Source organism: Serratia sp. CY52157 (assembly GCF_052168495.1).
Taxonomy (GTDB): Bacteria; Pseudomonadota; Gammaproteobacteria; order Enterobacterales; family Enterobacteriaceae; genus Serratia; species Serratia ureilytica.
Genome location: NZ_JBJNMO010000001.1, coordinates 1,724,321 through 1,747,560 on the forward strand (window position 1 = coordinate 1,724,321; position 23,240 = coordinate 1,747,560).

Annotated in this window: 20 protein-coding genes; 14 read left to right on the forward strand and 6 right to left on the reverse strand. The window is 59.9% G+C overall.

What is annotated here, in order from left to right:
- Positions 1–61 precede the first annotated feature (61 nt).
- The gene (locus tag ACJ8IP_RS08175) at positions 62–1,237 is read left to right on the forward strand and encodes a sugar efflux transporter (protein ID WP_117189009.1); all 1,176 of its coding nucleotides are present in this window, start codon (positions 62–64) and stop codon (positions 1,235–1,237) included.
- On the opposite strand, the gene ACJ8IP_RS08180 is transcribed toward ACJ8IP_RS08175, so the two are convergent.
- Complete coding sequence (locus tag ACJ8IP_RS08180; protein WP_019453627.1) at positions 1,234–1,488, reverse strand: YkgJ family cysteine cluster protein; 255 nt, start codon at positions 1,486–1,488, stop codon at positions 1,234–1,236. The two genes, ACJ8IP_RS08175 and ACJ8IP_RS08180, sit on opposite strands and share 4 nt — an antisense overlap.
- A gap of 271 nt (positions 1,489–1,759) precedes the next feature.
- Between ACJ8IP_RS08180 and mtr the strand changes: the two genes are divergently transcribed.
- Positions 1,760–3,004: a tryptophan permease gene (gene mtr / locus ACJ8IP_RS08185; protein WP_164107137.1), complete on the forward strand. Its 1,245-nt coding sequence runs from the start codon at positions 1,760–1,762 to the stop codon at positions 3,002–3,004.
- A gap of 126 nt (positions 3,005–3,130) precedes the next feature.
- The gene (gene yeiP, locus ACJ8IP_RS08190) at positions 3,131–3,703 is read left to right on the forward strand and encodes an elongation factor P-like protein YeiP (protein ID WP_004935725.1); all 573 of its coding nucleotides are present in this window, start codon (positions 3,131–3,133) and stop codon (positions 3,701–3,703) included.
- Between the two features lie 42 nt (positions 3,704–3,745).
- On the opposite strand, the gene uxuA is transcribed toward yeiP, so the two are convergent.
- Positions 3,746–4,936, reverse strand: coding sequence for a mannonate dehydratase (gene uxuA, locus ACJ8IP_RS08195; RefSeq protein WP_164107138.1), 1,191 nt, complete (start codon positions 4,934–4,936; stop codon positions 3,746–3,748).
- 291 nt (positions 4,937–5,227) lie between these two features.
- Here uxuA and ACJ8IP_RS08200 point away from each other — a divergent pair, with 291 nt between their 5' ends.
- Positions 5,228–6,700, forward strand: a complete 1,473-nt coding sequence (locus tag ACJ8IP_RS08200) for a mannitol dehydrogenase family protein (RefSeq protein ID WP_047574310.1) — start codon at positions 5,228–5,230, stop codon at positions 6,698–6,700.
- Positions 6,701–6,761: 61 nt separating this feature from the next.
- Here ACJ8IP_RS08200 and ACJ8IP_RS08205 read toward each other — a convergent pair whose 3' ends face one another.
- Positions 6,762–7,070: a type 1 fimbrial protein gene (locus tag ACJ8IP_RS08205; RefSeq protein WP_004935734.1), complete on the reverse strand. Its 309-nt coding sequence runs from the start codon at positions 7,068–7,070 to the stop codon at positions 6,762–6,764.
- 319 nt (positions 7,071–7,389) lie between these two features.
- Here ACJ8IP_RS08205 and ACJ8IP_RS08210 point away from each other — a divergent pair, with 319 nt between their 5' ends.
- The 8 genes from ACJ8IP_RS08210 to yejF all read left to right on the forward strand — a co-directional run bounded on the left by ACJ8IP_RS08210 (position 7,390) and on the right by yejF (position 17,754).
- Positions 7,390–8,364 carry a CobW family GTP-binding protein gene (locus ACJ8IP_RS08210; RefSeq protein ID WP_164107139.1) on the forward strand — a complete coding sequence of 325 codons (975 nt, stop codon included), beginning with the start codon at positions 7,390–7,392 and terminating at the stop codon, positions 8,362–8,364.
- Positions 8,365–8,442: 78 nt separating this feature from the next.
- Positions 8,443–9,153 (forward strand): phosphatase PAP2 family protein, encoded by a 711-nt coding sequence (locus tag ACJ8IP_RS08215; RefSeq protein WP_033643814.1) that lies wholly within the window; start codon positions 8,443–8,445, stop codon positions 9,151–9,153.
- A 410-nt stretch (positions 9,154–9,563) separates the two neighbouring features.
- A complete protein-coding gene (mepS, locus tag ACJ8IP_RS08220) occupies positions 9,564–10,139 on the forward strand; it encodes a bifunctional murein DD-endopeptidase/murein LD-carboxypeptidase (protein ID WP_033643815.1) in 576 nt (191 codons plus the stop codon).
- Between the two features lie 389 nt (positions 10,140–10,528).
- A complete protein-coding gene (locus tag ACJ8IP_RS08225) occupies positions 10,529–12,115 on the forward strand; it encodes a cyclic di-GMP phosphodiesterase (protein ID WP_033652531.1) in 1,587 nt (528 codons plus the stop codon).
- Between the two features lie 89 nt (positions 12,116–12,204).
- A complete protein-coding gene (locus ACJ8IP_RS08230; protein ID WP_164107140.1) occupies positions 12,205–14,016 on the forward strand; it encodes an extracellular solute-binding protein in 1,812 nt (603 codons plus the stop codon).
- Positions 14,017–14,025: 9 nt separating this feature from the next.
- Positions 14,026–15,120, forward strand: a complete 1,095-nt coding sequence (locus ACJ8IP_RS08235) for a microcin C ABC transporter permease YejB (RefSeq protein WP_033643818.1) — start codon at positions 14,026–14,028, stop codon at positions 15,118–15,120.
- Positions 15,117–16,142 carry an ABC transporter permease gene (locus tag ACJ8IP_RS08240; RefSeq protein WP_042785062.1) on the forward strand — a complete coding sequence of 342 codons (1,026 nt, stop codon included), beginning with the start codon at positions 15,117–15,119 and terminating at the stop codon, positions 16,140–16,142. The genes ACJ8IP_RS08235 and ACJ8IP_RS08240 overlap by 4 nt, the downstream gene beginning before the upstream one ends.
- 1 nt (position 16,143) lies before the next feature.
- Positions 16,144–17,754: a microcin C ABC transporter ATP-binding protein YejF gene (gene yejF / locus ACJ8IP_RS08245; protein ID WP_164107141.1), complete on the forward strand. Its 1,611-nt coding sequence runs from the start codon at positions 16,144–16,146 to the stop codon at positions 17,752–17,754.
- Positions 17,755–17,762: 8 nt separating this feature from the next.
- Here the strand turns inward: yejF and ACJ8IP_RS08250 are convergent, their stop codons facing one another.
- From ACJ8IP_RS08250 to rsuA, 3 genes are all read right to left on the reverse strand, one after another.
- Positions 17,763–18,107 (reverse strand): YejG family protein, encoded by a 345-nt coding sequence (locus ACJ8IP_RS08250; protein WP_004935763.1) that lies wholly within the window; start codon positions 18,105–18,107, stop codon positions 17,763–17,765.
- A 594-nt stretch (positions 18,108–18,701) separates the two neighbouring features.
- The gene (locus tag ACJ8IP_RS08255; RefSeq protein ID WP_033643821.1) at positions 18,702–19,898 is read right to left on the reverse strand and encodes a Bcr/CflA family multidrug efflux MFS transporter; all 1,197 of its coding nucleotides are present in this window, start codon (positions 19,896–19,898) and stop codon (positions 18,702–18,704) included.
- Positions 19,899–19,939: 41 nt separating this feature from the next.
- A complete protein-coding gene (gene rsuA, locus ACJ8IP_RS08260) occupies positions 19,940–20,653 on the reverse strand; it encodes a 16S rRNA pseudouridine(516) synthase RsuA (protein WP_033652527.1) in 714 nt (237 codons plus the stop codon).
- Between the two features lie 316 nt (positions 20,654–20,969).
- On the opposite strand from rsuA, the gene ACJ8IP_RS08265 reads away from it, so the two are divergent.
- Entirely contained in the window at positions 20,970–22,727 is a 1,758-nt protein-coding gene (locus tag ACJ8IP_RS08265; protein WP_042785066.1) for a DEAD/DEAH box helicase, read from the forward strand.
- A 162-nt stretch (positions 22,728–22,889) separates the two neighbouring features.
- Positions 22,890–23,174 (forward strand): 50S ribosomal protein L25, encoded by a 285-nt coding sequence (gene rplY, locus ACJ8IP_RS08270; RefSeq protein ID WP_004935776.1) that lies wholly within the window; start codon positions 22,890–22,892, stop codon positions 23,172–23,174.
- Positions 23,175–23,240 lie beyond the last annotated feature (66 nt).

The window sequence follows — 23,240 nt, forward strand, 5'->3', positions numbered from 1 at the left end:
TTTCTTTTCAACGGGCGTATGATGCGCGCGACCTCACTTTTTCGACGAATTCTCCATCGCCATGCCGACTTCATCCGCAGTAACGCGACGCACGCCCGATCTCACTTCGCTGGCCTTTTTGGCGGTGGCCTTCCTGACCGGCATCGCCGGCGCGTTGCAAACCCCGACGCTGAGCCTGTTTCTGGAAACCGAAGTCAAGGTGCGGCCGGCGCTGGTTGGCCTGTTCTTCACCGGCAGCGCGGTGATCGGCATTCTGGTCAGCCAGTTTCTCGCCGGCCGCTCGGATAAAAAAGGCGACCGCAAATCGCTGATCTTCCTCTGCTGTATGCTGGGTGCGCTGGGGTTCACGCTGTTCGCCTGGAGCCGTAATTACTCCCTGTTGCTGCTCGTCGGCGTGCTGCTCACCAGCTTCGGTTCCACCGCTAACCCGCAAATGTTCGCCCTGGCGCGCGAACACGCCGATCGCACCGGGCGCGAGGCGGTGATGTTCACCTCCATCATGCGCGCGCAGGTCTCGCTCGCCTGGGTGATAGGCCCGCCGATCGCCTTCGCGCTGGCGCTGGGTTTCGGCTTCAAAACCCTGTATCTGGCGGGCGCGGCGGCCTTTGTCCTGTGCGGCCTGCTGGTGTGGAAACGGCTGCCCTCCATGCCGAAAAGCGCCGTGGCGAGCGCGCCTCTGGCCGCACCGCGGCAGCATCGCCGCGACGCGCTGCTGCTGTTTGGCGCCAGCACCCTGATGTGGACCGCCAACAGCATGTACCTGATCAACATGCCGCTGTATATGGTGCACGAACTGCGGCTGCCGGAGCGGCTGGTCGGCGTGCTGATGGGCACCGCCGCCGGGCTGGAAATCCCGATCATGCTGATCGCCGGCATGGTGGCGAAACGCTGCGGCAAACGGTGTTTGATGCTCGGCGCCGCCGTCGCCGGCGTACTGTTCTACTGCGGCCTGCTGTTTATCACCGGCAGTGGGCAACTCATCGCTCTGCAGCTGTTGAATGCGGCGTTTATCGGCGTGCTGGCGGGGATCGGCATGCTCTACTTCCAGGATTTGATGCCCGGTCAGGCCGGCACGGCCACCACGCTGTTCACCAACACCATTCGGGTCGGCTGGGTTATCGCCGGCGCCATCGCCGGCGCGGTGGCGGAAATCTGGAACTACCATGCGGTGTTTTACGCCGCGCTGGCGATGGCCGCAGGCGCGACGCTGTGTCTGTGGCGGTTGAAAGACGCTTAAGGCGCGGTGTCCGCTTCCAGCCTGGCGAGATAAATCAGCGCCTGATCGCGGTGATCGTGGCACATGTCGCGGCTCGGCTGCAGGCTGCCGCACACCTTCGGCCGCAGCGGCGAATGAAACAGGCCGCAGCGCAGCTGTTCATCCAAATGAATGCAGCGGGTATTGGCGGGCTTGCCGTTCGGCATGCCGGGGATCGGGCTGGATATTGACGGCGCGATACAGCAGGCGCCGCAGTCGCTGCGACAGTCCATCAGCGCTACTCCTGGTGGGCTGGGGAAAAGAAGCGCGACAATAGCAGCCGCGTGCGGCGGCCGCCAGCAGAATCCCTGCGCCTTGGCGATCTTTACACTCGTCCCGCAACCGTCTTGCCCCGCCGGATTCGCCACCTGACGAATAAATGCCCAAAAAGCCGCAATTTAAAGACAAAAACGCGTGAAGCGTGCAATTCCCACGCTTTACATGCGCCATGCACCCATGTACCATTGAGCTAGTACAAAAGAACCTCTTCCATCAGGAGCGCACATGTCTACGGACACCATCCAGAAGCTGGCCCGCCCTTCCGTTCTCGGCGGCGCGATGATCATTGCCGGTACCGCCGTAGGCGCCGGCATGTTTTCCATTCCGATCGTCACTTCCGGTGTCTGGTTCAGCGGCTCCGTCGCGCTGCTGGTGTATACCTGGGCCTGCATGTTGCTTTCCGGCCTGATGATCCTTGAAGCCACGCTGCACTACCCGAGCGGCGCCAGCTTCAACACCATGGTCAAGGATCTGCTGGGCAAAGGCTGGAACGCCGTGAACGGCCTGTCGGTGGCGTTCGTGCTGTACATCCTGACCTACGCCTATATCTCCGCGGGCGGTTCGATCATCGCGCACACGCTGGAGGGCATCGTCGGCGTCGGCCAGACCACCGCCGGCCTGGTGTTCGCGCTGGTCGTGGCGTTTATCGTCTGGCTCTCCACCCGCGCGGTCGACCGCCTGAGCACCATTCTGATCGGCGGCATGGTGATCACCTTCGTGATGTCGGTGGGCGACATGTTCACCCACGTGCAGCCTGCGGTGCTGTTCAATACCGGCGATGACCAGGCCAGCTATCTGCCTTATGCCCTGGCGGCGTTGCCTTACCTGCTGACCTCGTTCGGCTACCACGGCAACATTCCCGGGCTGGTGAAGTACTACCACAAGGACAGCGGCTCCGTGGTGCGCAGCCTGGTGTACGGCACCCTGTTGGCATTGGCTATCTACATCCTGTGGCAGTATGTGATTCAGGGCAATATCGCGCGCGACGCCTTTAAGCAGGTGATCGCCGAGGGCGGCAATATCGGCAGCCTGCTCAAGCAAATGGGCAACGTCTCCAGCAGCCAGACCGTCAGCCAACTGCTGAACGCTTTCTCCTATATGGCGCTGGCCAGCTCGTTCCTCGGCGTGTCGCTGGGCCTGTTCGACTACCTGGCGGACTTCTGCAAATTCAAGGACGACGCCGTCGGGCGCAGCAAGACCGCGCTGGTGACCTTTGTGCCGCCGACCCTGGCCGCGCTGCTGTTCCCGAACGGTTTCCTGTACGCCATCGGCTTCGCCGGGCTGGCGGCCACCATCTGGGCGGTGATCGTGCCGGCGCTGATGGCGCGCGCCAGCCGCCGCCGCTATCCGCAGGCCGGTTATCGCGCACCGGGCGGCAACGGCGTGATCCTGTTCGTCATCCTGTTTGGACTGATCAACGCCGCCGCGCATATTCTGTCGCTGTTCGACCTGCTGCCGGTCTTCCGGTAATCCCCGACGGGAGGGCTGCCGCCCTCCCTTTCCCGCACTGTTTTTGCGCCGGGCTATTGCCTGAAATCGGCGGCGCGAGTACCTTGTCGCAACTTCTCTAATACTCTTCATTGCGGATGAATTGAAATGGCAAGAGCTAACGAAATTAAACGCGGCATGGCGATCAGCTACAACGGCAAGCTGCTGCTGGTAAAAGATATCGACGTGCAGAGCCCGAGCGCCCGCGGCGCCAGCACCCTGTACAAAATGCGCTTCTCCGACGTGCGCACCGGCCTGAAAGTAGAAGAACGCTTCAAGGGCGACGATATCCTGGACACCATTTCCCTGTCGCGCCGCAAGGTGAACTTCTCCTATATCGACGGCGAAGAATACGTGTTTATGGATGACGAAGATTACACGCCGTACATCTTCAAGAAAGACCAGATCGAAGACGAACTGCTGTTCATTCCGGAAGGCGGCCTGCCGGGCATGCAGGTGCTGACATTGGACGGCCAGGTGCTGGCGCTGGAGCTGCCGCAGACCGTGGATATGGAAATCGTCGAGACCGCGCCGGGCATCAAAGGCGCTTCCGCCAGCGCCCGCAACAAGCCGGCCACCATGGCGACCGGTCTGGTGATCCATGTGCCGGAATACCTCAGCGCCGGCGACAAGATCCGCATTCATATCGCCGAACGCCGCTACATGAGCCGCGCCGACTAGTCGCGCCAGCGGGGCCGATACTCGGCCCCGTTTCATTTTCCGCTACGGCAATTCCGGGAAAAAGCGCCGCTTGAGCGCCAGCTCGACGCCGCGCAGCTCCGCCAGCCCTTTCAACCGCCCGATGGCCGAATAGCCCGGATTGGTTTTCTTTTTCAAATCGTCCAGCATCTGATGCCCATGATCGGGGCGCATCGGGATCGGCCGCCGATCGCCCGCCCGCTGCCGACGCCGTTCTTCGGTCAGGATCGCTTCGATCACCGCCACCATGTCCACATCGCCCTGCAGATGCGCCCCCTCGTGGAAGCTTTTCGGGTTTTCCTCGCGGCAGGTGGCGCGTAAGTGGGTAAAGTGAATGCGATCGCCGAAGGTTTCAATCATCCGCACCAGATCGTTGTCGGCGCGCACGCCGTAGGAACCGGTGCATAGGGTGAAGCCGTTATGAATACTGTCGACGGTCTGCTTCAGCCACTGCATGTCTTCGATCGTGGAGACGATGCGCGGCAGGCCGAGGATCGGCCGCGGCGGATCGTCGGGATGCACCGCCAGCCGGATGCCGGCCTCTTCCGCCACCGGCACGATGGCGCGCAGAAAGACCGCCATGTTTTCGCGCAGTTGCGCCTTGTCGATGCCGTCGTATTCCGTCAGGCGGCGGCGGAACTGCTCCAACGTATAGCCTTCTTCCGCCCCCGGCAGCCCGGCGATGATATTGCCCGTCAGCGTGGCTTTCTCCTCCTCGCTCATGGCGGCGAAATAGGCCGCCGCCTGACTACGCTCTTGCGCCGTATAGTCCGCCTCGGCGCCGGCGCGTTGCAGGATATGCAGCTCGAACGCGGCGAAGGCGATTTGATCGAAACGCAGCGCTTTGGCGCCGTCCGGCAGCGAATAGGCCAGATCGGTGCGCGTCCAGTCGAGGATCGGCATGAAGTTGTAGCAGACGGTGTCGATGCCGCAGGCCGCGAGGTTGCGCAGCGTCTGTTGATAGTTGGCGATATGCCGCCGCCAATCGCCGCTGTGGGTTTTGATCTCTTCATGTACCGGCACGCTCTCTACCACCGACCACACCAGCCCTTTTTCCGCCAGCAGCGCCTGCCGCGCGCGGATCTCGTCGATCGGCCAGACTTCGCCGTTCGCAATATGGTGCAGCGCCGTGACCACCCCGGTCGCCCCAGCTTGACGCACGTCATCCAAAGAGACCGGATCGTTCGGGCCATACCAACGCCATGTTTGTTCCATGTTGTGTCCTTATGCCTGTCTCGCATCGCGATGTTGTTATACCAGTTTAATTTAGATGTCAGCTAGCTTTAACTTACTCTTTCACCGCGCGCTGTCAAAATTGAACCGTTCATTGGTTGATCCGCTTCACGATTCTGGCTTATTTTGGCCTGACCAATTCCCTTAACCTGCCGACAACTTTAGACTGGTGGCAGTTTTTTATCGCCGGGCCACGCTGCCCATGCGTCGGCAAACTGGTCCGCTAACTTGACGCAAGTGGCCCGCCAGCTGTCTACTCGCTTTGGAGATGAGATGAATACGATCGCCAACACCCCGCTGCCGGGCGCCGTCCGGCAACCGAATTATGATCGCCGGGCCCTGCGCAGCCGCATCGTGCACCTGGGTTTCGGCGCGTTCCACCGTGCGCATCAGGCGCTGCTGACCGATCGGGTGTTGAACGCCCAGGGCGGCGACTGGGGCATTTGCGAGATCAGCCTGTCCGGCGGCGTGCCGCTGTTTCAGGCGCTGCGGCAACAGGATCATTTATACAGCGTGCTGGAGAAAGGCGCGGACGGCCATCAGGCCCTGGTGATCGGCGCAGTGCATGAGAGCGTGCACCGCAAGCTGGAGGGCATCGCCGCGGTGTTGGAGAAGCTGGCCGAGCCGCAGGTGGCGATCGTCTCGATGACCATTACCGAAAAGGGCTACTGCATCGAACCCGGCAGCGGGCGGCTGGATCGGCGGCATCCGGGGATCGTCGCCGATCTGGCGGCGCCGCATCAGCCGCAGACCGCGCCCGGCATTTTGGTGGAGGCGCTGCGGCTGCGGCGTGAACGCGAGCTGCCCGCCTTCACCCTGCTCTCCTGCGACAATATTCCGGAGAACGGCCACGTGCTGCGCCGGGCGGTGCTCGATTTGGCGCAGGCGCGGGATCCGTCGCTCGCCGACTGGATCGCCTCCGCCGCCACCTTCCCCTGCACCATGGTCGATCGCATCGTGCCGGCCGCCACGCCGGCCACGCTGGATGAGATCGCCGCCGCGCTGGGCGGCGTGCGTGACGAATGCGCCATCGCCTGCGAGCCCTTCATTCAATGGGTCGTGGAAGACAATTTCGCCGCCGGACGCCCGGCGTGGGAGCTGGCCGGCGCCCAGTTGGTCCGCGATGTGCTGCCGTTTGAGCATATGAAGCTGCGCATGCTGAACGGCAGCCACTCGTTCCTGGCATATCTCGGTTACCTGGGCGGCTACCGCTATATCAACGAGTGCATGGCGGACGAGCACTACCGCCGCGCCGCACAGCGGCTGATGCTGTGCGAGCAGGCCCCGACCCTGAGCGTCACCGGCATCAGTCTGCCCGACTACGCCGCGCAGCTTATCGCGCGTTTCAGCAATCCGGCGCTGCAACACCTCACCTGGCAGATCGCCATGGACGGCACGCAAAAGCTGCCGCAGCGCCTGCTGGACGCCGTGCGCTGGCATCTGCGGTACGGCGGCGACTATAGCGGGCTGGCGCTGGGCGTGGCGGGCTGGATGCGGTACGTCGGCGGTGTCGATGACGCCGGCCAACCCATCGACATTCGCGATCCGCTGGCAGATGTCCTGCAACAGACGATCGCCGCCACTCCGGACGATCGGCGGCGCGTAACGGCGCTCCTGGCGCTGAAATCGGTGTTTGGCGAACAGCTGGCGACGCATGCCGCGTTTATCGAGGCGGTGACGCAAGCCTATTTGTCACTGCGCGATCGCGGTGCGCGTGAAACGGTGAAGGAGTGGGTGAAGCGGTGAAGTGCCTGCAGGCTGAGAATAACCATGCCGGCGTAACGTTACGCCGGCATGGCGGAACGACTTAACGATAAACGACCGTCATAACAGCAAGTTTCTTCTGTTGGTCTACCCACTTCATTTCGGTTGTGCCAAGATTCAGCGGAAGTTCTTTGCGTGTAGTATCAAAACCTGACAACGCTTGCTGGGCCTGATAATGCTGGCCGTTGCGGTAACATTGCGTATTCGCCTTAGAATCTGCAATCTTGACCGTGCAAGGACTTTCAACGATAGAGCCGACGAAGCGAATTACCCCGCCGGCCACTCCTGCCTGACTCACTGCCGTCCATGAAAACAACATTCCTACGATCAAAAATAACCGAAAGGTATTCATGGCAACCTCATTTTTAGTTAAGCCAATTTAACCATAGAGGATCTTGTTCGGAATAATCGCAAGGAAAGGGACGAGATTTGATCGTTAATCGCGTCATTAACAATGTAAAAACAAGCTACTAACAAAAGTTAACCGTATCTAATACAGGGTTTTATCTAAGAATTTTCTTGCCAAAAAAAGTGGATTTTGCCGGTTGAAAAGCGCAGGGGGGCGTGCAAAATTTGCGAGGTAGAGCACAAATTAAATCGCGCTCGCCGCCGCGACCGCGCAGAATCGCTCATTTATTAGGCGGGTTGATTTTTGCACCCAGGAATGATTAATGACTAAAACCAATCTGATTACCGGCTTCCTCGGCAGCGGTAAAACCACCGCCATCCGCCATTTGCTGGCCCATAAGCCCGAGCATGAACGCTGGGCGGTACTGGTCAACGAATTCGGCGAGATCGGTATCGACGGCGCGCTGCTGGCGGACAGCGGTGCGGTGCTCAAAGAGATCCCCGGCGGCTGCATGTGCTGCGTCAACGGCCTGCCGATGCAGGTGGGTCTGAATATGCTGTTGCAGCAGACCAAACCGGACCGTCTGCTGATCGAGCCGACCGGGCTCGGGCATCCGAAGCAAATCCTGTCGCTGCTGACCCAGGAGAGCTATGCCGGCTGGATCGATCTGCAGGCCACGCTGTGCCTGCTGGATGCCCGTCAACTCAGTCAGCCCCGCTACCGCGACAACGAAAACTTCCGCGATCAGCTGGCCGCGGCCGACGTTATCCTGGCGAGCAAAAGCGATACCTATCGGCCGGAAGACAGACGGGCGCTGGAAGCCTGGACGGCGCAAGATCCGCTGCAGCGGCCCTGCTACGCCATCGCGCAAGGCGAGGCGGATGTCGCGTTGTTGTCACTTCCTCGCACAAATCGTACAGAATTGCCGGACGCACGACATCATCATGGTCAGGCGAAAACGCAAGGACTGGCGGCGTTGCGGCTGCCGGAGAACGCGCGTTGGCGGCGAGCGCTGAACGAAGGGCAAGGCTTCACCAGCTGCGGCTGGATTTTTGACGCCGACACCCGGTTCGACACCGTCGGCTTTATGGAATGGGTGCGGCTGGCGCCGGTCGAACGTGCCAAAGGCGTGGTGCGCATCCCCGAAGGCACGTTGCTGATCAATCGCCAGGGCCAGGATCTCAACATCGAAACCCGCCCGAACGCGCCGCTCGACAGCCGGGTTGAACTGATCCACAGCGAAAATGCCGACTGGAACGCCCTGCAATCCGCCTTGTTTAAGATTCGTTTAAGTTAAACCCCGTACCGTTGCCCCCCCGGTTGCCGCAGGGCGGCCGGTTTTGTTTCGTTTTCATTTTTCCAACAGGTTTATGTCATGACACGCCGCAATTTACCCTTCATTCTCTTCTTCAACTTACTGGGCGTTGCGCTGTTTCTGTCCTGGTTCCTGCCGGCTAATCACGGCGGCTGGTTTACCCTGGATTCGGCGATCTTCTTCTTCTTTAACCGCCATCTGGCTACCGACCCGGCATTTTTGCACCTGGTCGCCATCACCAACAACCGCGCGTTCGATGTGATTTCGCTGCTCGCCATGGGCCTGCTGTATTTGTACTTCTACCTGAAGCAGGACGCCGCCGGCCGCCGCCGTCTGGTGATCACCGGCGTGGTGATGCTGCTGACCGCCGTGGTGCTGAATCAGCTTGGCCACCTGCTGCCGGTGAAGCATCCGAGCCCCACCCTGACCTTCGACAATATCAATCGCGTCAGCGCATTGACCGGCATCCCCACCAAGGACGCCTCCGGCGACAGCTTCCCCGGCGACCACGGCATGATGCTGATTATTTTTTCCTGCTTTATGCTGCGCTATTTCGGCCGCGGCGCCTTCGCCGTCGCCCTGCTGATTACGCTGATCTTTTCATTGCCACGCGTGATGATTGGCGCCCACTGGTTTACCGATATCGCCGTAGGCTCGCTGTCCGTGGTCTTGGTTGGCGCCAGTTGGGTGCTGATGACGCCTTGCAGCGACTGGATTATCGAACGGTTGAATCGCCTGTTGCCCGGCAAGCACCGCCCCGGCCAACCATAACTTACGTCTATGAGTCATTCCGGGAGGCGCCCGCCTCCCGCGTTTTATCCCCTCGCGATGCGCAAAATTTCTCCGCCCCCCGTTAACGCTTTTGCAACCTGATTTCACGCCAGATTCATACATCGGACAATTGGCGTTTTTTATATGAAGATTTACATTATGTTACATCACAAATTCATATAAAAAAGACCGGAAAAAGACTCGCAATCCCCTATTTGTTCCGGTAATCTCAGATGCGTTTGTGCCTGGTTTAAGTCGAATCAGTACGGAATCCGATAAAAATGTGCGTTCCCGCACGTTTTCAACGGTAACTGATTGTCGATGCAACAGGTGCGGACTAGGCTCGTTTCGTTTGGCATTTTTCAGGTAGCGACTTTCGTCGTTAAGGACTTCAAGGGAAAACAACAACAATGGTCAAATCTCAACCGTTTCTGAGATATTTTTTGCGGGTAGTCCCTGCAATTGCCGCTGCGGTTATGCTGTCAGCGTGCAGCTCGACTCACACTTCGAACTTGAGTAACGCACAAACTGAGATGCGTGCAGTTAATGACAAAGACGGTCTTTTACTGCAAGCCTCTCAGGATGAATTCGAAGCGATGGTCCGCAACGTTGACGTCAAGTCAAAGATTATGGATCAGTACGCGGACTGGAAAGGCGTTCGCTACCGTTTAGGCGGTGACACCAAGCGCGGCATCGATTGCTCGGCGTTTGTACAGCGCACCTTCCGCGAACAGTTCGGCATGGATTTACCGCGTTCTACCTACGAACAGGAAGATCTCGGTAAGAAAATCCAGCGCACCAAACTGCGCGCCGGCGATTTGGTGCTGTTCCGCGCCGGTTCTACCGGGCGCCATGTCGGCATCTATTTAGGCAATGATCAGTTCGTTCACGCTTCTACCAGCAGTGGCGTCATGATTTCCAAGCTGACCGATAACTATTGGAATAAACGTTATCGAGAAGCGCGCCGAGTGTTGACCAACGGCTGACGGCGCAACGCCCTGAAGATCCTGAATACCAAACGAGCGATAAACGCCGCCTACGGGCGGCGTTTTTTTTGGCTGTCGAACGAGCCACCGGGGCTGAACCAGGCCTTATCGTCACCTCACACCATTATTTTGATAAACTGCCGGCCGGAAATCGCGCCGACGAGGAAAAACTCGCCTATTATCGTCAGATGACGGCAACGGCGCGCCCGGCGTTATTTAAAACGTTTCCGCTTAATAGGTGCATTATATTTCTGTCGGCGACGCCTTGTATTTAAACGCGTCGCCGGTTGGGTACGGGATAAAAGGCAAAAAATGAAAAAAAAGCCGTTGGCACAATCCATTAAATGGCTGCGCGACACGCCTGACGCCCCGTTGCAGAGGTCTCGGTTATGGGCTTGAAAAGGGCGTTCTCTCGCAGCGTGTCGCACCGACAGCGCAGTCTGGCCAAAAGCGTCGTCGCCGCCCTGCTATTTTTTACGCTATTCACCGCGGTCACACTTTCTTTGATCAACCACCAGCGCACGCAATATCAACACAAGGTTGAAGCGCGTACGCAAAAATTCGCGCTGGGTTATATCTCGCACCTGACGGATGTCATGCAAAAAATGATGCCGCTGCTGGACAAACCCTGTCTCTCAAGCCAGTCGGACATCACCTATCAGGCGGCCTTTACCAGCGGCGTACGCACCTTCCTGCTGGTGAAAGACGGTTACGCCTACTGCTCCTCCGCCACCGGCGACATGATGCTGCCGATGAAAAACCTGTATCAGGACATCGATACCCACCTGCCTTTGGATCTGAAGCTGCAGCAGGGCACGCCGATCGTGCCGGACAAGCCGGCGGTCGCGGTTTGGCTGCGGCATCCTGGCGCATCGGCGACCGGCATCCTCGCCACGCTGGACATCAATTTGATGCCCTACCTGCTGTTCACTTCGCATGACGAGCAGGCGCCGGGCATCGCCATCGTGATGGGCAACCGCGCGCTGACCACCTTCAGCCCGAACCTGATGCCGATCGCGCAGTTGCCGCAAGACAAGGCGGACACCCTGACGCTGCCCAATCTGCCGCTGAGCATCCTGTTCTACAACGAGAAACTGACGCCCAACGATATTCGCCTGACGCTGCTGGGCAGCCTGGTGCTGTCGCTGATGATCGGCGTGCTCTGCTACTACATGCTGCTGTTGCGGCAAAGCCCGGAGCGCGCGCTGCTGCGCGGCATTAAGCGCAACGAGTTCTTCATCGAATATCAGCCGGTGTTCCATACCGGCAGCAACAGCATCGGCGGGCTGGAAGCGTTGATCCGCTGGCAGCATCCTATCGAGGGCCGCATTCCCCCGGATGTCTTTATCCCGTACGCCGAAAGCAACGGGCTGATCGTGCCGCTCACCCGCCATCTGTTCAGGCTGATTGCCGAAGATGCGCCGCAGCTCGCCAAGGCGCTGCCGCGGGGAGGCAAGGTCGGCCTCAATATTTCCCCCGCCCACCTTAGCGCGCCGTCATTCCATCAGGACGTGTATGAACTGTTGGCGCAGCTGCCGGGCGATTACTTTACGCTGGTGTTTGAAATCACCGAACGCGGCATGGTGGAAGAAGAGAGCGCGCTGGCGGAGTTCGACTGGCTGCATAAACAGGGCATCGAGATCGCGGTGGACGATTTTGGCACCGGCCACAGCGCGTTGATCTATCTTGAGCGTTTCACCATGGATTACCTGAAGATCGATCGCGGCTTCGTCAACACCATCGGCCAGGACACCGTCACCGCACCGGTGCTGGATGCGGTGATTTCGCTGGCGAAAAAGCTGAAAATGCTGACGGTAGCCGAAGGGGTGGAAACCGCCGAGCAGATGCAGTTCCTGCAAGAACGCGGCGTTAACTTCATGCAGGGCTATTACTTCAGCAAGCCGCTTAGCATCGCTAATTTCGTCGCTTACTGCAACGCTCATCAGGTCTTTGATTATCAGGAAAAAAATAGTTAATCTTTAAGCATCTTTACCCTGCGCCCGCCCGAAGAATGTTATGCTGGGCGCCGGTTGTACTTTATTCCACAGCAGGAGCTTACCGTCTGATGTCCGTGCGCATTTTCGCTGCTCTGGTGCTCTCGGCACTGAGCTTCGCCTCGCAGGCCGAAGCCCTCAACGAAAGCTACGCTTTCGCCCTTCTCGGTGAACCGAAATACGCCGCCGACTTCAGCCATTTCGACTACGTCAATCCGGCGGCTCCCAAGGGCGGCGACGTGCGCCTGGCGGCCATCGGCACCTACGATAACTTCAACCGCTTTGCTACCCGGGGCGTGCCCGGCGCGCGTACCGACGAACTCTACGATACTCTGTTCGCAACGTCCGACGACGAACCCGGCAGCTTTTATCCGCTGATTGCCGAATCGGCGCGCTTCCCGGCCGACATGCGTTGGGTGGAAGTGGATATCAACGCCCGCGCGCGTTTCCACGACGGCAGCCCGATCACCGCCGCCGACGTGGCCTTCACCTTCAGCAAATTCATGGCCGAGGGCGTGCCGCAGTTTCGCTCCTACTACAAAGGCGTCACGGTCAAAGCCATCTCTCGGTTGACGGTGCGCATTGAATTCCCGCAGCCGAACAAAGAAGCGATGCTGTCGTTATTCGGCAGCCTGCCTATTCTCCCGGCCGCCTTTTGGCAAAACCATAAGCTCAACGAGCCGCTCAACACGCCGCCGCTGGCCAGCGGCCCGTATAAAATCGGCGATTATCGCCTCGGCCAGTACATCACCTATCAACGGGTGCGCGACTACTGGGCCGCCAACCTGCCGGTGAACCGCGGCCGCTATAACTTCGACAGCATTCGCTACGATTATTATCTGGACGATAAAGTGGCGCTGGAAGCGTTCAAGGCCGGCGCTTACGATTTCCGCATCGAGCCGTCGCCCAAGAGCTGGGCCACCCAGTATCAGGGCGGCAACTTCGCGCGCAACTACATCATCAAACAGGACGAGACCAACCAGGCGGCGCAAAACACCCGCTGGCTGGCGTTCAACATCCAAAAACCTCTGTTTGCCGACCCGCGCGTGCGCGAGGCGATCACCCTGGCTTTCGACTTTAACTGGATGAACAAGGCGCTGTATTACAACGCCTATCAACGCGCCGACAGCTATTTCCAAAACACCGCCTACGCCGCCCGCGGCTATCCGGACGCCGCCGAACTGGCGCTGCTGGCGCCGCTCAAAGGCCAGGTGCCGCCTGAGGTGTTCACCAGCATCTATCAACCGCCCGCCTCCGACGGCAGCGGCAACGATCGGCAAAATCTGCTGAAGGCGACCCAACTGTTGAAAGAGGCCGGTTGGGTGGTCAAAAATCAAAAGTTGGTCAACGCCAAAACCGGCCAGCCGTTCACCTTTGAGCTGATGCTGCTGAGCGGCAGCAACTTCCAGTACGTGTTGCCGTTCCGCCACAACCTGCAGCGGTTGGGCATCGATATGGCAATCCGCGAGATCGACGCCTCGCAATATACGCGCCGCATGCGCGAACGCGACTTCGATATGATGCCGACGGTGTACATGGCGATGCCGTTCCCCACCGCCAATTTACGCATCATTTGGGATTCGGAGTACATCAACTCCAGCTATAACACCCCCGGCGTCAAGGACCCGGCGGTCGACAGCCTGGTCAGGCAAATCGCTGAGCATCAGGGCGACGAAAAAGCGCTGCTGCCGCTCGGCCGCGCGTTGGATCGGGTGTTGACCTGGAACCGCTACATGCTGCCGATGTGGTACTCCAACCACGACCGCTACGCCTATTGGGACAAGTTCTCCACACCGCCGATCCGCCCGGCCTACGCCATCGGCTTCGACAACTGGTGGTACGACGTCAACAAGGCGGCGCGCTTGCCGGCTCAACGGCAATAAGGAGTCGGCATGGCAGCCTATCTGATACGCAGACTGTTGCTGGTGATCCCCACGCTGTGGGCGATCATCACCATCAACTTTTTTATCGTGCAAATCGCCCCCGGCGGCCCGGTCGATCAGGCCATCGCCGCCATCGAACTGGGTCAGGGCAGCGGTTTCGGCAGCGGCGGGGTCAATGAAGGCCTGGGGCACGCCAGAGCCGGCGTCCCGGCCGCGACCGAAGGGCAATACCGCGGCTCGCGCGGACTGGATCCGGAGGTGATCGCCGAGATCACCCAGCGTTATGGCTTCGATAAACCGCTGCACGAACGCTACTTCACCATGCTGTGGAACTACATGCGTTTTGACTTCGGCGACAGCCTGTTTCGCGGCGCTTCGGTGATGCAACTGATCGGCCAAAGCCTGCCGGTCTCCATCACGCTGGGCCTTTGGAGCACGCTGATCATCTATCTGGTGTCGATCCCGCTCGGCATCCGCAAGGCCGTCCACAACGGCAGCGCGTTCGATACCTGGAGCAGCACGCTGATCATTATCGGCTACGCCATTCCGGCGTTCCTGTTCGCCATCCTGCTGATCGTGCTGTTCGCCGGCGGCAGCTATCTCGACTGGTTCCCGCTGCGCGGCCTGGTCTCCAGCAACTTCGATACCCTCTCGTGGCCGGCGAAGATCGCCGACTATCTGTGGCACATCACGCTGCCGGTGCTGGCGACGGTGATCGGCGGTTTCGCCACCCTGACCATGCTGACCAAAAACTCGTTCCTCGACGAGATCCGCAAACAGTACGTCACCACCGCCCGCGCCAAGGGCCTGGACGAGAAAAAGATCCTGTACCGCCACGTGTTCCGCAACGCCATGCTGCTGGTGATCGCCGGTTTTCCGGCCACCTTTATCAGCATGTTTTTCACTGGCTCGCTGCTGATTGAGGTGATGTTCTCGCTCAACGGCCTGGGGCTGCTGGGTTACGACGCCACGCTGCAGCGCGACTACCCGGTGATGTTCGGCACGTTGTATATCTTCACCCTGATCGGCCTGCTGTTGAACATCCTCAGCGATATCACCTATACCCTGGTCGATCCGCGCATTGACTTCGAGGCCCGCCAATGAGCCGCCTTAGCCCAATCAATCAGGCGCGCTGGGCGCGTTTTCGCCGCAACCGCCGCGGTTACTGGTCACTGTGGATCTTTCTGGCGCTGTTCACGCTCAGCCTGGCCGCCGATCTTATCGCCAACGACAAACCGCTGTTGGTGCGTTATGAAGGCCGGCTATACCTGCCGTTTATGATCAACTACAGCGAAACCGCGTTCGGCGGCGAACTGAACACCGAAGCCGACTATCAGGATCCGTTCGTCCAGCGCCAAATCGACCGGCATGGCTGGGCGATCTGGGCACCGATCCGTTTCAGCTACGACACGATCAACTTCGCCACCGAGGTGCCCTTCCCCTCCCCGCCTTCGCGCCATAACCTGCTGGGCACCGACAGCAACGGCGGCGACGTGCTGGCCCGCGTGCTGTATGGTTTTCGCATTTCGATGCTGTTCGGCCTGGCGCTGACGCTGTTTTCCAGCCTGATCGGCGTGTGCGTCGGCGCGACACAGGGGTATTACGGCGGGCGTTTCGATCTGTGGGGGCAACGCTTTATCGAAGTGTGGTCGGGCATGCCGACGCTGTTTCTGATCATTCTGCTGTCGAGCATCGTCCAGCCCAATTTCTGGTGGCTGCTCGGCATCACTATTCTGTTCGGCTGGATGAGCCTGGTGGGCGTGGTGCGCGCCGAGTTCCTGCGCACCCGCAACTATGACTATATCCGCGCCGCGCGCGCCATGGGCGTGCCGGATCGCGTGATCATGTCCCGCCACATGCTGCCCAACGCCATGGTGGCGACGCTGACCTTCCTGCCGTTTATCCTCTGCGGCTCGATCACCACCCTGACGTCGCTCGATTTTCTCGGCTTCGGTCTGCCGATCGGTTCGCCGTCGCTCGGCGAACTGCTGCTGCAAGGCAAAAACAATCTGCAGGCGCCGTGGCTCGGCATCACCGCCTTCCTGGTGCTGGCAGTGCTGCTGTCGTTATTAATCTTTATCGGCGAAGCGGTACGCGACGCCTTTGACCCCAGCAAGGCGCATTGATATGGCTACACCTCTGCTCGCCATCCAGGATCTCAGCATCGCCTTCCGCCAGGGCGACGCCGTCACGCCGGTGGTCAACGAACTTTCTTTGCAAATAGCCCCGGCGGAAACGCTGGCGCTGGTGGGAGAATCCGGCTCCGGCAAAAGCGTCACCGCCCTGTCGATACTGCGACTGCTGCCCGCGCCGCCGGTGGTTTACCCTGGCGGCGATATTCTGTTCAACGGCAACTCGTTGTTGCATGCGCCGGAGGCTGAACTGCGCAAGGTGCGCGGCAATCAGATCGCGATGATCTTTCAGGAACCGATGGTGTCGCTCAATCCGCTGCACACCATTGAGAAGCAACTGGCGGAAGTGCTGATGCTGCACCGCGGCCTGCGGCGCGAAGCCGCACGCGCAGAGATCGTCGACTGTCTGGAGCGCGTCGGCATCCGCCAGGCCAAAACCCGGTTGCAGGACTATCCGCATCAGCTCTCCGGCGGTGAACGCCAACGCGTGATGATCGCCATGGCGGTGTTAACCCGCCCGAAATTGCTGATTGCCGACGAACCCACCACCGCGCTCGACGTGACTATCCAGGCGCAGATCCTGACGCTGTTGCAAGAATTGAAACAAGAAATGGGCATGGGGTTGCTGTTCATCACCCATAACCTGAATATTGTGCGCCGTCTGGCGGACAACGTGGCGGTGATGCGTCAGGGCCGTTGCGTGGAGCAAAACGGCCGCGCACAGCTGTTCAGCCGGCCGCAGCATCCCTACACACGGAAACTGCTGGCCGCCGAGGACGTCGGCGAACCGCTGCCGCTGCCGGCCGCAGCCAGCGCGCGCCCCGGCGATGAGCGGCCGCTGCTCAAGGTGGAAGATCTGCAGGTGCGATTCCCCATTCGGCGCGGCCTGCTGCGCCGCACGGTGGACTATCACTATGCGTTGAAGTCATTGAGTTTCGAACTGCGCGCCGGAGAAAGCGTGGGGCTGGTGGGGGAATCCGGATCGGGTAAAAGCACCACCGGGCTGGCGCTATTGCGTCTGCTGGCCTCGCAAGGGGCCATCTGGTTCGACGGCGAACCGCTGCACCCGCTGACGATGAAACAAATGCTGCCCTACCGCAGCCGGATGCAAATCGTCTTCCAGGATCCGTATTCCGCCCTCAACCCGCGCCTGAACGTACAGCAGATCATCGCCGAAGGGCTGGAAGTGCACCAGCGGCTGAACGCCGAACAGCGGGAACAGCGCGTGATCGAGGTGTTGCAGGAGGTCGGCCTGGATCCGCAGCTGCGCCACCGCTACCCCACCGAGTTTTCCGGCGGCCAGCGCCAGCGCATCGCCATCGCGCGCGCGCTGATCCTGCAGCCGCAGTTGCTGATCCTCGACGAGCCGACCTCTTCGCTGGATAAATCGGTGCAGGCGCAGATCCTGACGCTGCTGAAATCGCTGCAGCAACGCCACCGGCTGGCTTATCTGTTCATCAGCCATGACCTGCAGGTGGTGCGTTCGCTGTGCCACCAGGTGATTGTGCTGCGACAGGGAGAAGTGGTTGAGCAGGGAGACTGCCGGGCGATTTTCGCGGCGCCCGCAGCCGACTATACCCGACAACTGTTGCAGTTGGCGGATTAGAGGCGAATTCAGAAGGGGTATTGTGCGCTGAGCGGTTCGGCGATCGCGGCGCCGACGTTTTTCAGGCGGCACATCGTCGCGCTCTCATCGCTGCGCTGCACGAACAGGCAAGGTTCCCCTTCCCATTCGACGATCGCGCAGTCGACCTGAATCTCCTGCAACGACAGATTAAGCTGTTGCATCACCTGCCAGGCCTCGGCCCCTTCATGGCTGAGCAGCTTCAGCCCAATCAGGTTGTTATCCTCGTCTATTCCGTTAAACGGAATCGGTTCGACCTTTACGCCGGTGAAACCGGATAGCCAACGATAACTTTGCGGCAAGCGATGCACTACCGAAAGTTGGATACTCTCCACATGAAATCCCTAGTTTGAAAAGGTGAAACACTTTTACCTGACAGGGTTACTAAGTTATAGCCGTTGACTCCCGACTCTGCCGCGCACAAATGTTATTTAAATGTAAATTTTGCCGCAAGCCATTAACCTGACCCCGTGCTTGCCGATGCCGTGCCATTTTTTGGCGCGCCGTGCGGTGTTATTTCACGGCATTTTGCGACTCAGCTCGCATTTTTGCGTTATATGTAACCCTTTCCCGCAGCGATCTCAACTCTTTTTTCTTGCAATGCGACTACTTTTTCGTCGCCATATTTTTACATTGAAGAAACATTTCACCTGTCGCGTTAGCGCACCTTCCTCCGCTAATACCTTGATTTACATCACCCCTAATGCAAACAGCCCGCACCGACCCGCCGGCAAAACGCCGCGCATACCGGAGGATATCGGGCAGCTCAGCGACGGTATTTTTTAACAAAAAGCACACAGAAGGGTAAATGACTCATTGATTAGCAGGCATATGTTTAGCAACAAAATTTTCATTGCCGGTTGCACCACAAACTGGCAAGGCGCAACCCTGTGACGGCTCGGGGCAACTTCGCCCCGAACCAGGGAACGTCAGGCTGCGCGATCGCGCGGCCGGCTGGCGTACAGATAGAACAACACCGCCACAATGCTGCACAGCGCCATCGAGGTGACCATCGGCCAGGCGCTCTTGCCCGGCGCCATCGACAGCACCGCGCCCACCAGCGCGCCGATGCTGAACCGCAACGTGCCGGCCAGGGAAGACGCGGTGCCCGCCATATGCGGAAAATCATCCAGGATCACCGCCATGGCGTTGGAGGAGATCATCGCGATGCACCCCAGATAGACCGCTACGCCGATCACCAGCGCCCAGAAGCCCAGCCCGACGGCGCTCACCGCCAGCAGCCACAGCCCCATCGCCAGCTGCACCAGCAGCCCCAGTTTGAACATCTTGACCGCGCCGAACCGCCGCACGTTGCGGCTGTTGATCAGCGTCGTCAGGAACAGGAAGACGATATTCAGCGCAAAGTAGTAACCGAAGTGCTGCGGCGAAACATGGTTCAGTTCGATGTAGACGAACGGCCCGGCGCTGAGGAACGAGAACATGCCGGCGAACGAGAAGGCGCTGGCCAGCATGTAGCTCAGCACCCGCTTGTGGCGGAACAGCGAACCGAAATTGCCCAGCGTAGTGCGCAGGTGGAACCGCTGTCGCCGCTCTTTCGGCAACGTCTCCTTGATGAACAAGGCCACCAGCAGTGAACCGATCAGCGCCGCGGCGCCCATGGTCCAGAAGATGGCATGCCAGTTGAACCACAGCAGCAGCGCCCCGCCGATCATCGGCGCCAGCAGCGGCGCGATGGTCATCACCAGAATGACGAACGACATCATGCGCGAGAACTCGTCCTTGGTGAACATGTCGCGCATCAAGGCGTTGATCACCACGCTGGCGGCGGCGGCGGCCAGGCCGTGCAAGAAACGCAGTCCGATCAGTTGATCGATCGACTGCGCCATGGCGCAGGCGCAACCGGCGATGGCGAAGATCAGCGTTCCCCACAGGATCACCGGTTTGCGGCCGATGCTGTCCGACATCGGCCCATAGAACAGCTGCCCGAAGGCGAAGCCGAGCATATAGGCGCTGAGCGTCATCTGCACGCTGCCGGACTCGACGCCAAACTGGGCGGCGATCACCGGCATGCTGGGCAGGTACATGTCGATGGCCAGCGGCATCAGCATGGACAGCAGGCCCAGAATGAAAATCAAACCGAGATGAGAGGTTCGGTTCTGTTGCACGTTCCACGACTCCTTAATCGGCCGCAATCAATGATCGGTTATCAGTCCTGCAGGTGCGGCGCGCCCACGCTGGCGATCTCTTCTTCAGTCAGTGGGCGGTATTCGCCCGGCGCAAGATCGTCATCCAGCACGATGGCGCCGATGCGCTCACGGTGCAACTCGATCACCCGGTTGCCCACCGCAGCGAACATCCGCTTCACCTGGTGGTAGCGCCCTTCGCTGATGGTCAGGCGCACCACATGCTCGTCAACCTGCTCCAGCGTCGCCGGCCGCGTCAGATCTTTCTCGTTGTGCAGTTGCACCCCTGCGGCGAAACGCTGCGCGGTGTCTTCCGCCAGCGGGTGCTCCAGCGTCACCAGATAGGTTTTCTCGCAGTGGTGGCGCGGCGAGGTGACGCGGTGCGACCACTGGCCGTCGTCAGTCATCAGCACCAGCCCGGTGGTGTCGATATCCAGCCGCCCGGCGGCGTGCAGTTTGTACGCGACCGGCTCATCGAGGAAGTACAGCACCGTCGGATGATCGGGATCGTCGGTGGAGCAGACGTAGCCCTGCGGTTTGTTGAGCATGAAATAGCGCGGGCCATTCTGCTGCTGCAGCGGATTGCCGTCGAACGCAACTTCTTGCTCCGGGGTCAGTTTGACAGCCCCGCTCTTCACCACCTCACCGTCTACGGTGACGCGTTTAGCCCGAAGTTCGCGCGCGACCAGCGCACGGCTGATGCCTAACTGCTGAGATAAAAACTTGTCCAATCGCATGGGATCTGCTTTGCCTGTCATTGTTATGATCGCATTGATCGTATTGCCAAAATATGACGCCCGCCGTTGCACCGGGTGCAAATGGCAGGCTCAGGGGGGAAATCGCGTGGGGGCACAGCGATTGCTGTCACACGAGTATAGCGGCACAACGCGTTGCCCGACAGGGGTAATTTTCACGCTTCTCGCACCGCGCGCGCTCAGAAGGCATAATATAGACATTTCTCGGTCGCCCGGGGCGTAAAATGTCAGCGTTTCTGTGGCAACAGCGCTGACAAACCTAACCCCCGCGGCCCATTCCAACCTACGGCGTTCATTTATGGCCTTTACCCTACGCCCCTACCAACTGGAAGCGGTCGAAGCCACCATCAACCATTTCCGGCGGCATCCCGAGCCTGCGCTGATCGTGCTGCCGACCGGCGCCGGCAAAAGCCTGGTGATCGCCGAGCTGGCGAAGCGCGCCCGTGGGCGAGTGCTGGTGTTGGCGCACGTCAAGGAACTGGTGGCGCAAAACCACGCCAAATACTGCGCCTACGGCCTGGAGGCGGACATCTTCGCCGCCGGGTTGCAACAAAAAGAGAGCGCAGGCAAGGTGGTGTTCGGCAGCGTGCAGTCGGTGGCGCGCAACCTGCCGCTGTTCGACGGCGCCTTCTCGCTGCTGATCGTCGATGAATGCCATCGCATCAGCGACGACGACGACAGCCAGTACCAGCAAATCATCCAGCACCTGCAGAAAACCAACCCGCAATTGCGGCTGCTGGGGCTGACCGCCACGCCGTACCGGCTGGGCACAGGCTGGATTTATCAGTACCACTACCACGGTTTCACCCGCGGCGACAGCGCCAGTCTGTTTCGCGACTGCATCTATGAGCTGCCGCTGCGCTACATGATTAAACACGGTTTTCTGGTGCCGCCGGAGCGGCTGGATATGCCGATCGTGCAATACGACTTTAGCCGTCTGGAGGCCAGGAGCAACGGCCTGTTCAGCGAAGCGGACCTGAACCGTGAGCTGAAACGGCAAAACCGCGTCACGCCGCACATCATCAGCCAGATTGTGGAGTATGCCGACGATCGCAAAGGGGTGATGATCTTCGCCGCCACCGTCGAGCACGCCCGCGAGATCCACGGCCTGCTGCCGAACGGCGAAGCCGCGCTGGTCAGCGCCGAAACGCCGCCCGCCGAGCGCGATGCGCTCATTGAGGCGTTCAAGCAGCAGCGGCTGCGCTATCTGGTCAACGTGGCGGTGTTAACCACCGGCTTCGACGCGCCGCACGTCGATCTGATCGCTATCCTGCGCCCCACTGAGTCCGTCAGCCTGTATCAGCAGATCGTCGGGCGCGGGCTGCGTTTGGCGCCCGACAAAAAGGATTGCCTGATCCTCGACTACGCCGGCAACCCGCACGATCTGTTTACGCCGGAGGTCGGCGTCAGCAAACCGCACGGCGACAGCCAGCCGGTGCAGGTGTTCTGCCCGGCCTGCGGTTTCGCCAACCTGTTTTGGGGCAAGTGCACCGAAAACGGCGACATCATCGAACACTACGGCCGCCGCTGCCAGGGCTGGCTGGAGGACGACGACGGCCACCGCGAACAGTGCGATTACCGCTTCCGGTTCAAGAGCTGCCCGCACTGCGGCGCGGAGAACGATATCGCCGCGCGCCGTTGCCATCAGTGTCAGGAGGTGTTGGTCGATCCCGACGACATGCTGAAGGCGGCGCTGAAGCTGAAAGACGCGCTGGTGCTGCGTTGCGGCGGCATGGAGTTGCAAAGCGGCCGCGACGAAAAGGGCGAATGGCTGAAGGCCACCTATTACGACGAGGACGGCACCAGCACCAGCGAGCGCTTCCGCCTGCAGACGCCGGCGCAGCGCAAAGCGTTCGAGATGCTGTTCCTGCGCCCGCACCAGCGCGCGCCGGGCGTGCCGTTCGCTTGGCACACCGCCGCCGACGTGCTGGCGCAACAGCAAGCGCTGCGCCATCCGGATTTCGTGGTGGCACGCAAGCGCGGGCAGTTTTGGCAGGTGCGTGAGAAAGTGTTCGATTATCAAGGCCGTTTCCGCCGTGCCAATCAGTTGGCCTGAGCGAACGGCCCTCAATCTGGGCAGGTTTTCGTTGCCCTGTGGGCGGCTTTCCGTTAAAATGCCGCGCGCTTTACCTGGGCCTGCCCAGCGTTAAAGCGGAATTCCGAACTTGCTACTTGGGTCGCCTGTAGCAGGGTAAATTTTCTTTTAAGAGAAAAAACAATGTTCACTATCAATGCAGAAGTACGTAAAGACCAGGGTAAAGGTGCGAGCCGCCGCCTGCGTGCAGCAAACAAATTCCCAGCTATCGTTTACGGTGGCAAAGAAGCTGCAGTTTCCATCGAATTGGATCATGATTCTGTCAAGAACATGGAAGCTAAACCAGAATTCTACAGCGAAGCAGTAACTCTGGTTATCGACGGTAAAGAAACCAAAGTTAAGGTTCAGGCTGTACAGCGTCACCCGTTCAAGCCAAAACTGGCTCACATCGACTTCGTTCGCGTTTAATCGCTACGTTTTCGAACCTTTCGGGACGCCGAAATAAAGAACGCCGCAATTGCGGCGTTTTTTATT

What these genes read in the sequence shown, in the direction of transcription:
- ACJ8IP_RS08210 (WP_164107139.1), top strand. Translation starts at nt 7,390, where the DNA reads ATGACTAAAACCAATCTGATTACCGGCTTCCTCGGCAGCGGTAAAACC.
- uxuA (WP_164107138.1), bottom strand. Translation starts at nt 4,936, where the DNA reads ATGGAACAAACATGGCGTTGGTATGGCCCGAACGATCCGGTCTCTTTG.
- mepS (WP_033643815.1), top strand. Translation starts at nt 9,564, where the DNA reads ATGGTCAAATCTCAACCGTTTCTGAGATATTTTTTGCGGGTAGTCCCT.
- ACJ8IP_RS08215 (WP_033643814.1), top strand. Translation starts at nt 8,443, where the DNA reads ATGACACGCCGCAATTTACCCTTCATTCTCTTCTTCAACTTACTGGGC.
- mtr (WP_164107137.1), top strand. Translation starts at nt 1,760, where the DNA reads ATGTCTACGGACACCATCCAGAAGCTGGCCCGCCCTTCCGTTCTCGGC.
- rsuA (WP_033652527.1), bottom strand. Translation starts at nt 20,653, where the DNA reads ATGCGATTGGACAAGTTTTTATCTCAGCAGTTAGGCATCAGCCGTGCG.
- ACJ8IP_RS08265 (WP_042785066.1), top strand. Translation starts at nt 20,970, where the DNA reads ATGGCCTTTACCCTACGCCCCTACCAACTGGAAGCGGTCGAAGCCACC.
- yeiP (WP_004935725.1), top strand. Translation starts at nt 3,131, where the DNA reads ATGGCAAGAGCTAACGAAATTAAACGCGGCATGGCGATCAGCTACAAC.
- ACJ8IP_RS08240 (WP_042785062.1), top strand. Translation starts at nt 15,117, where the DNA reads ATGAGCCGCCTTAGCCCAATCAATCAGGCGCGCTGGGCGCGTTTTCGC.
- yejF (WP_164107141.1), top strand. Translation starts at nt 16,144, where the DNA reads ATGGCTACACCTCTGCTCGCCATCCAGGATCTCAGCATCGCCTTCCGC.
- ACJ8IP_RS08230 (WP_164107140.1), top strand. Translation starts at nt 12,205, where the DNA reads ATGTCCGTGCGCATTTTCGCTGCTCTGGTGCTCTCGGCACTGAGCTTC.
- ACJ8IP_RS08200 (WP_047574310.1), top strand. Translation starts at nt 5,228, where the DNA reads ATGAATACGATCGCCAACACCCCGCTGCCGGGCGCCGTCCGGCAACCG.
- ACJ8IP_RS08180 (WP_019453627.1), bottom strand. Translation starts at nt 1,488, where the DNA reads ATGGACTGTCGCAGCGACTGCGGCGCCTGCTGTATCGCGCCGTCAATA.
- ACJ8IP_RS08175 (WP_117189009.1), top strand. Translation starts at nt 62, where the DNA reads ATGCCGACTTCATCCGCAGTAACGCGACGCACGCCCGATCTCACTTCG.
- ACJ8IP_RS08235 (WP_033643818.1), top strand. Translation starts at nt 14,026, where the DNA reads ATGGCAGCCTATCTGATACGCAGACTGTTGCTGGTGATCCCCACGCTG.
- rplY (WP_004935776.1), top strand. Translation starts at nt 22,890, where the DNA reads ATGTTCACTATCAATGCAGAAGTACGTAAAGACCAGGGTAAAGGTGCG.
- ACJ8IP_RS08225 (WP_033652531.1), top strand. Translation starts at nt 10,529, where the DNA reads ATGGGCTTGAAAAGGGCGTTCTCTCGCAGCGTGTCGCACCGACAGCGC.
- ACJ8IP_RS08205 (WP_004935734.1), bottom strand. Translation starts at nt 7,070, where the DNA reads ATGAATACCTTTCGGTTATTTTTGATCGTAGGAATGTTGTTTTCATGG.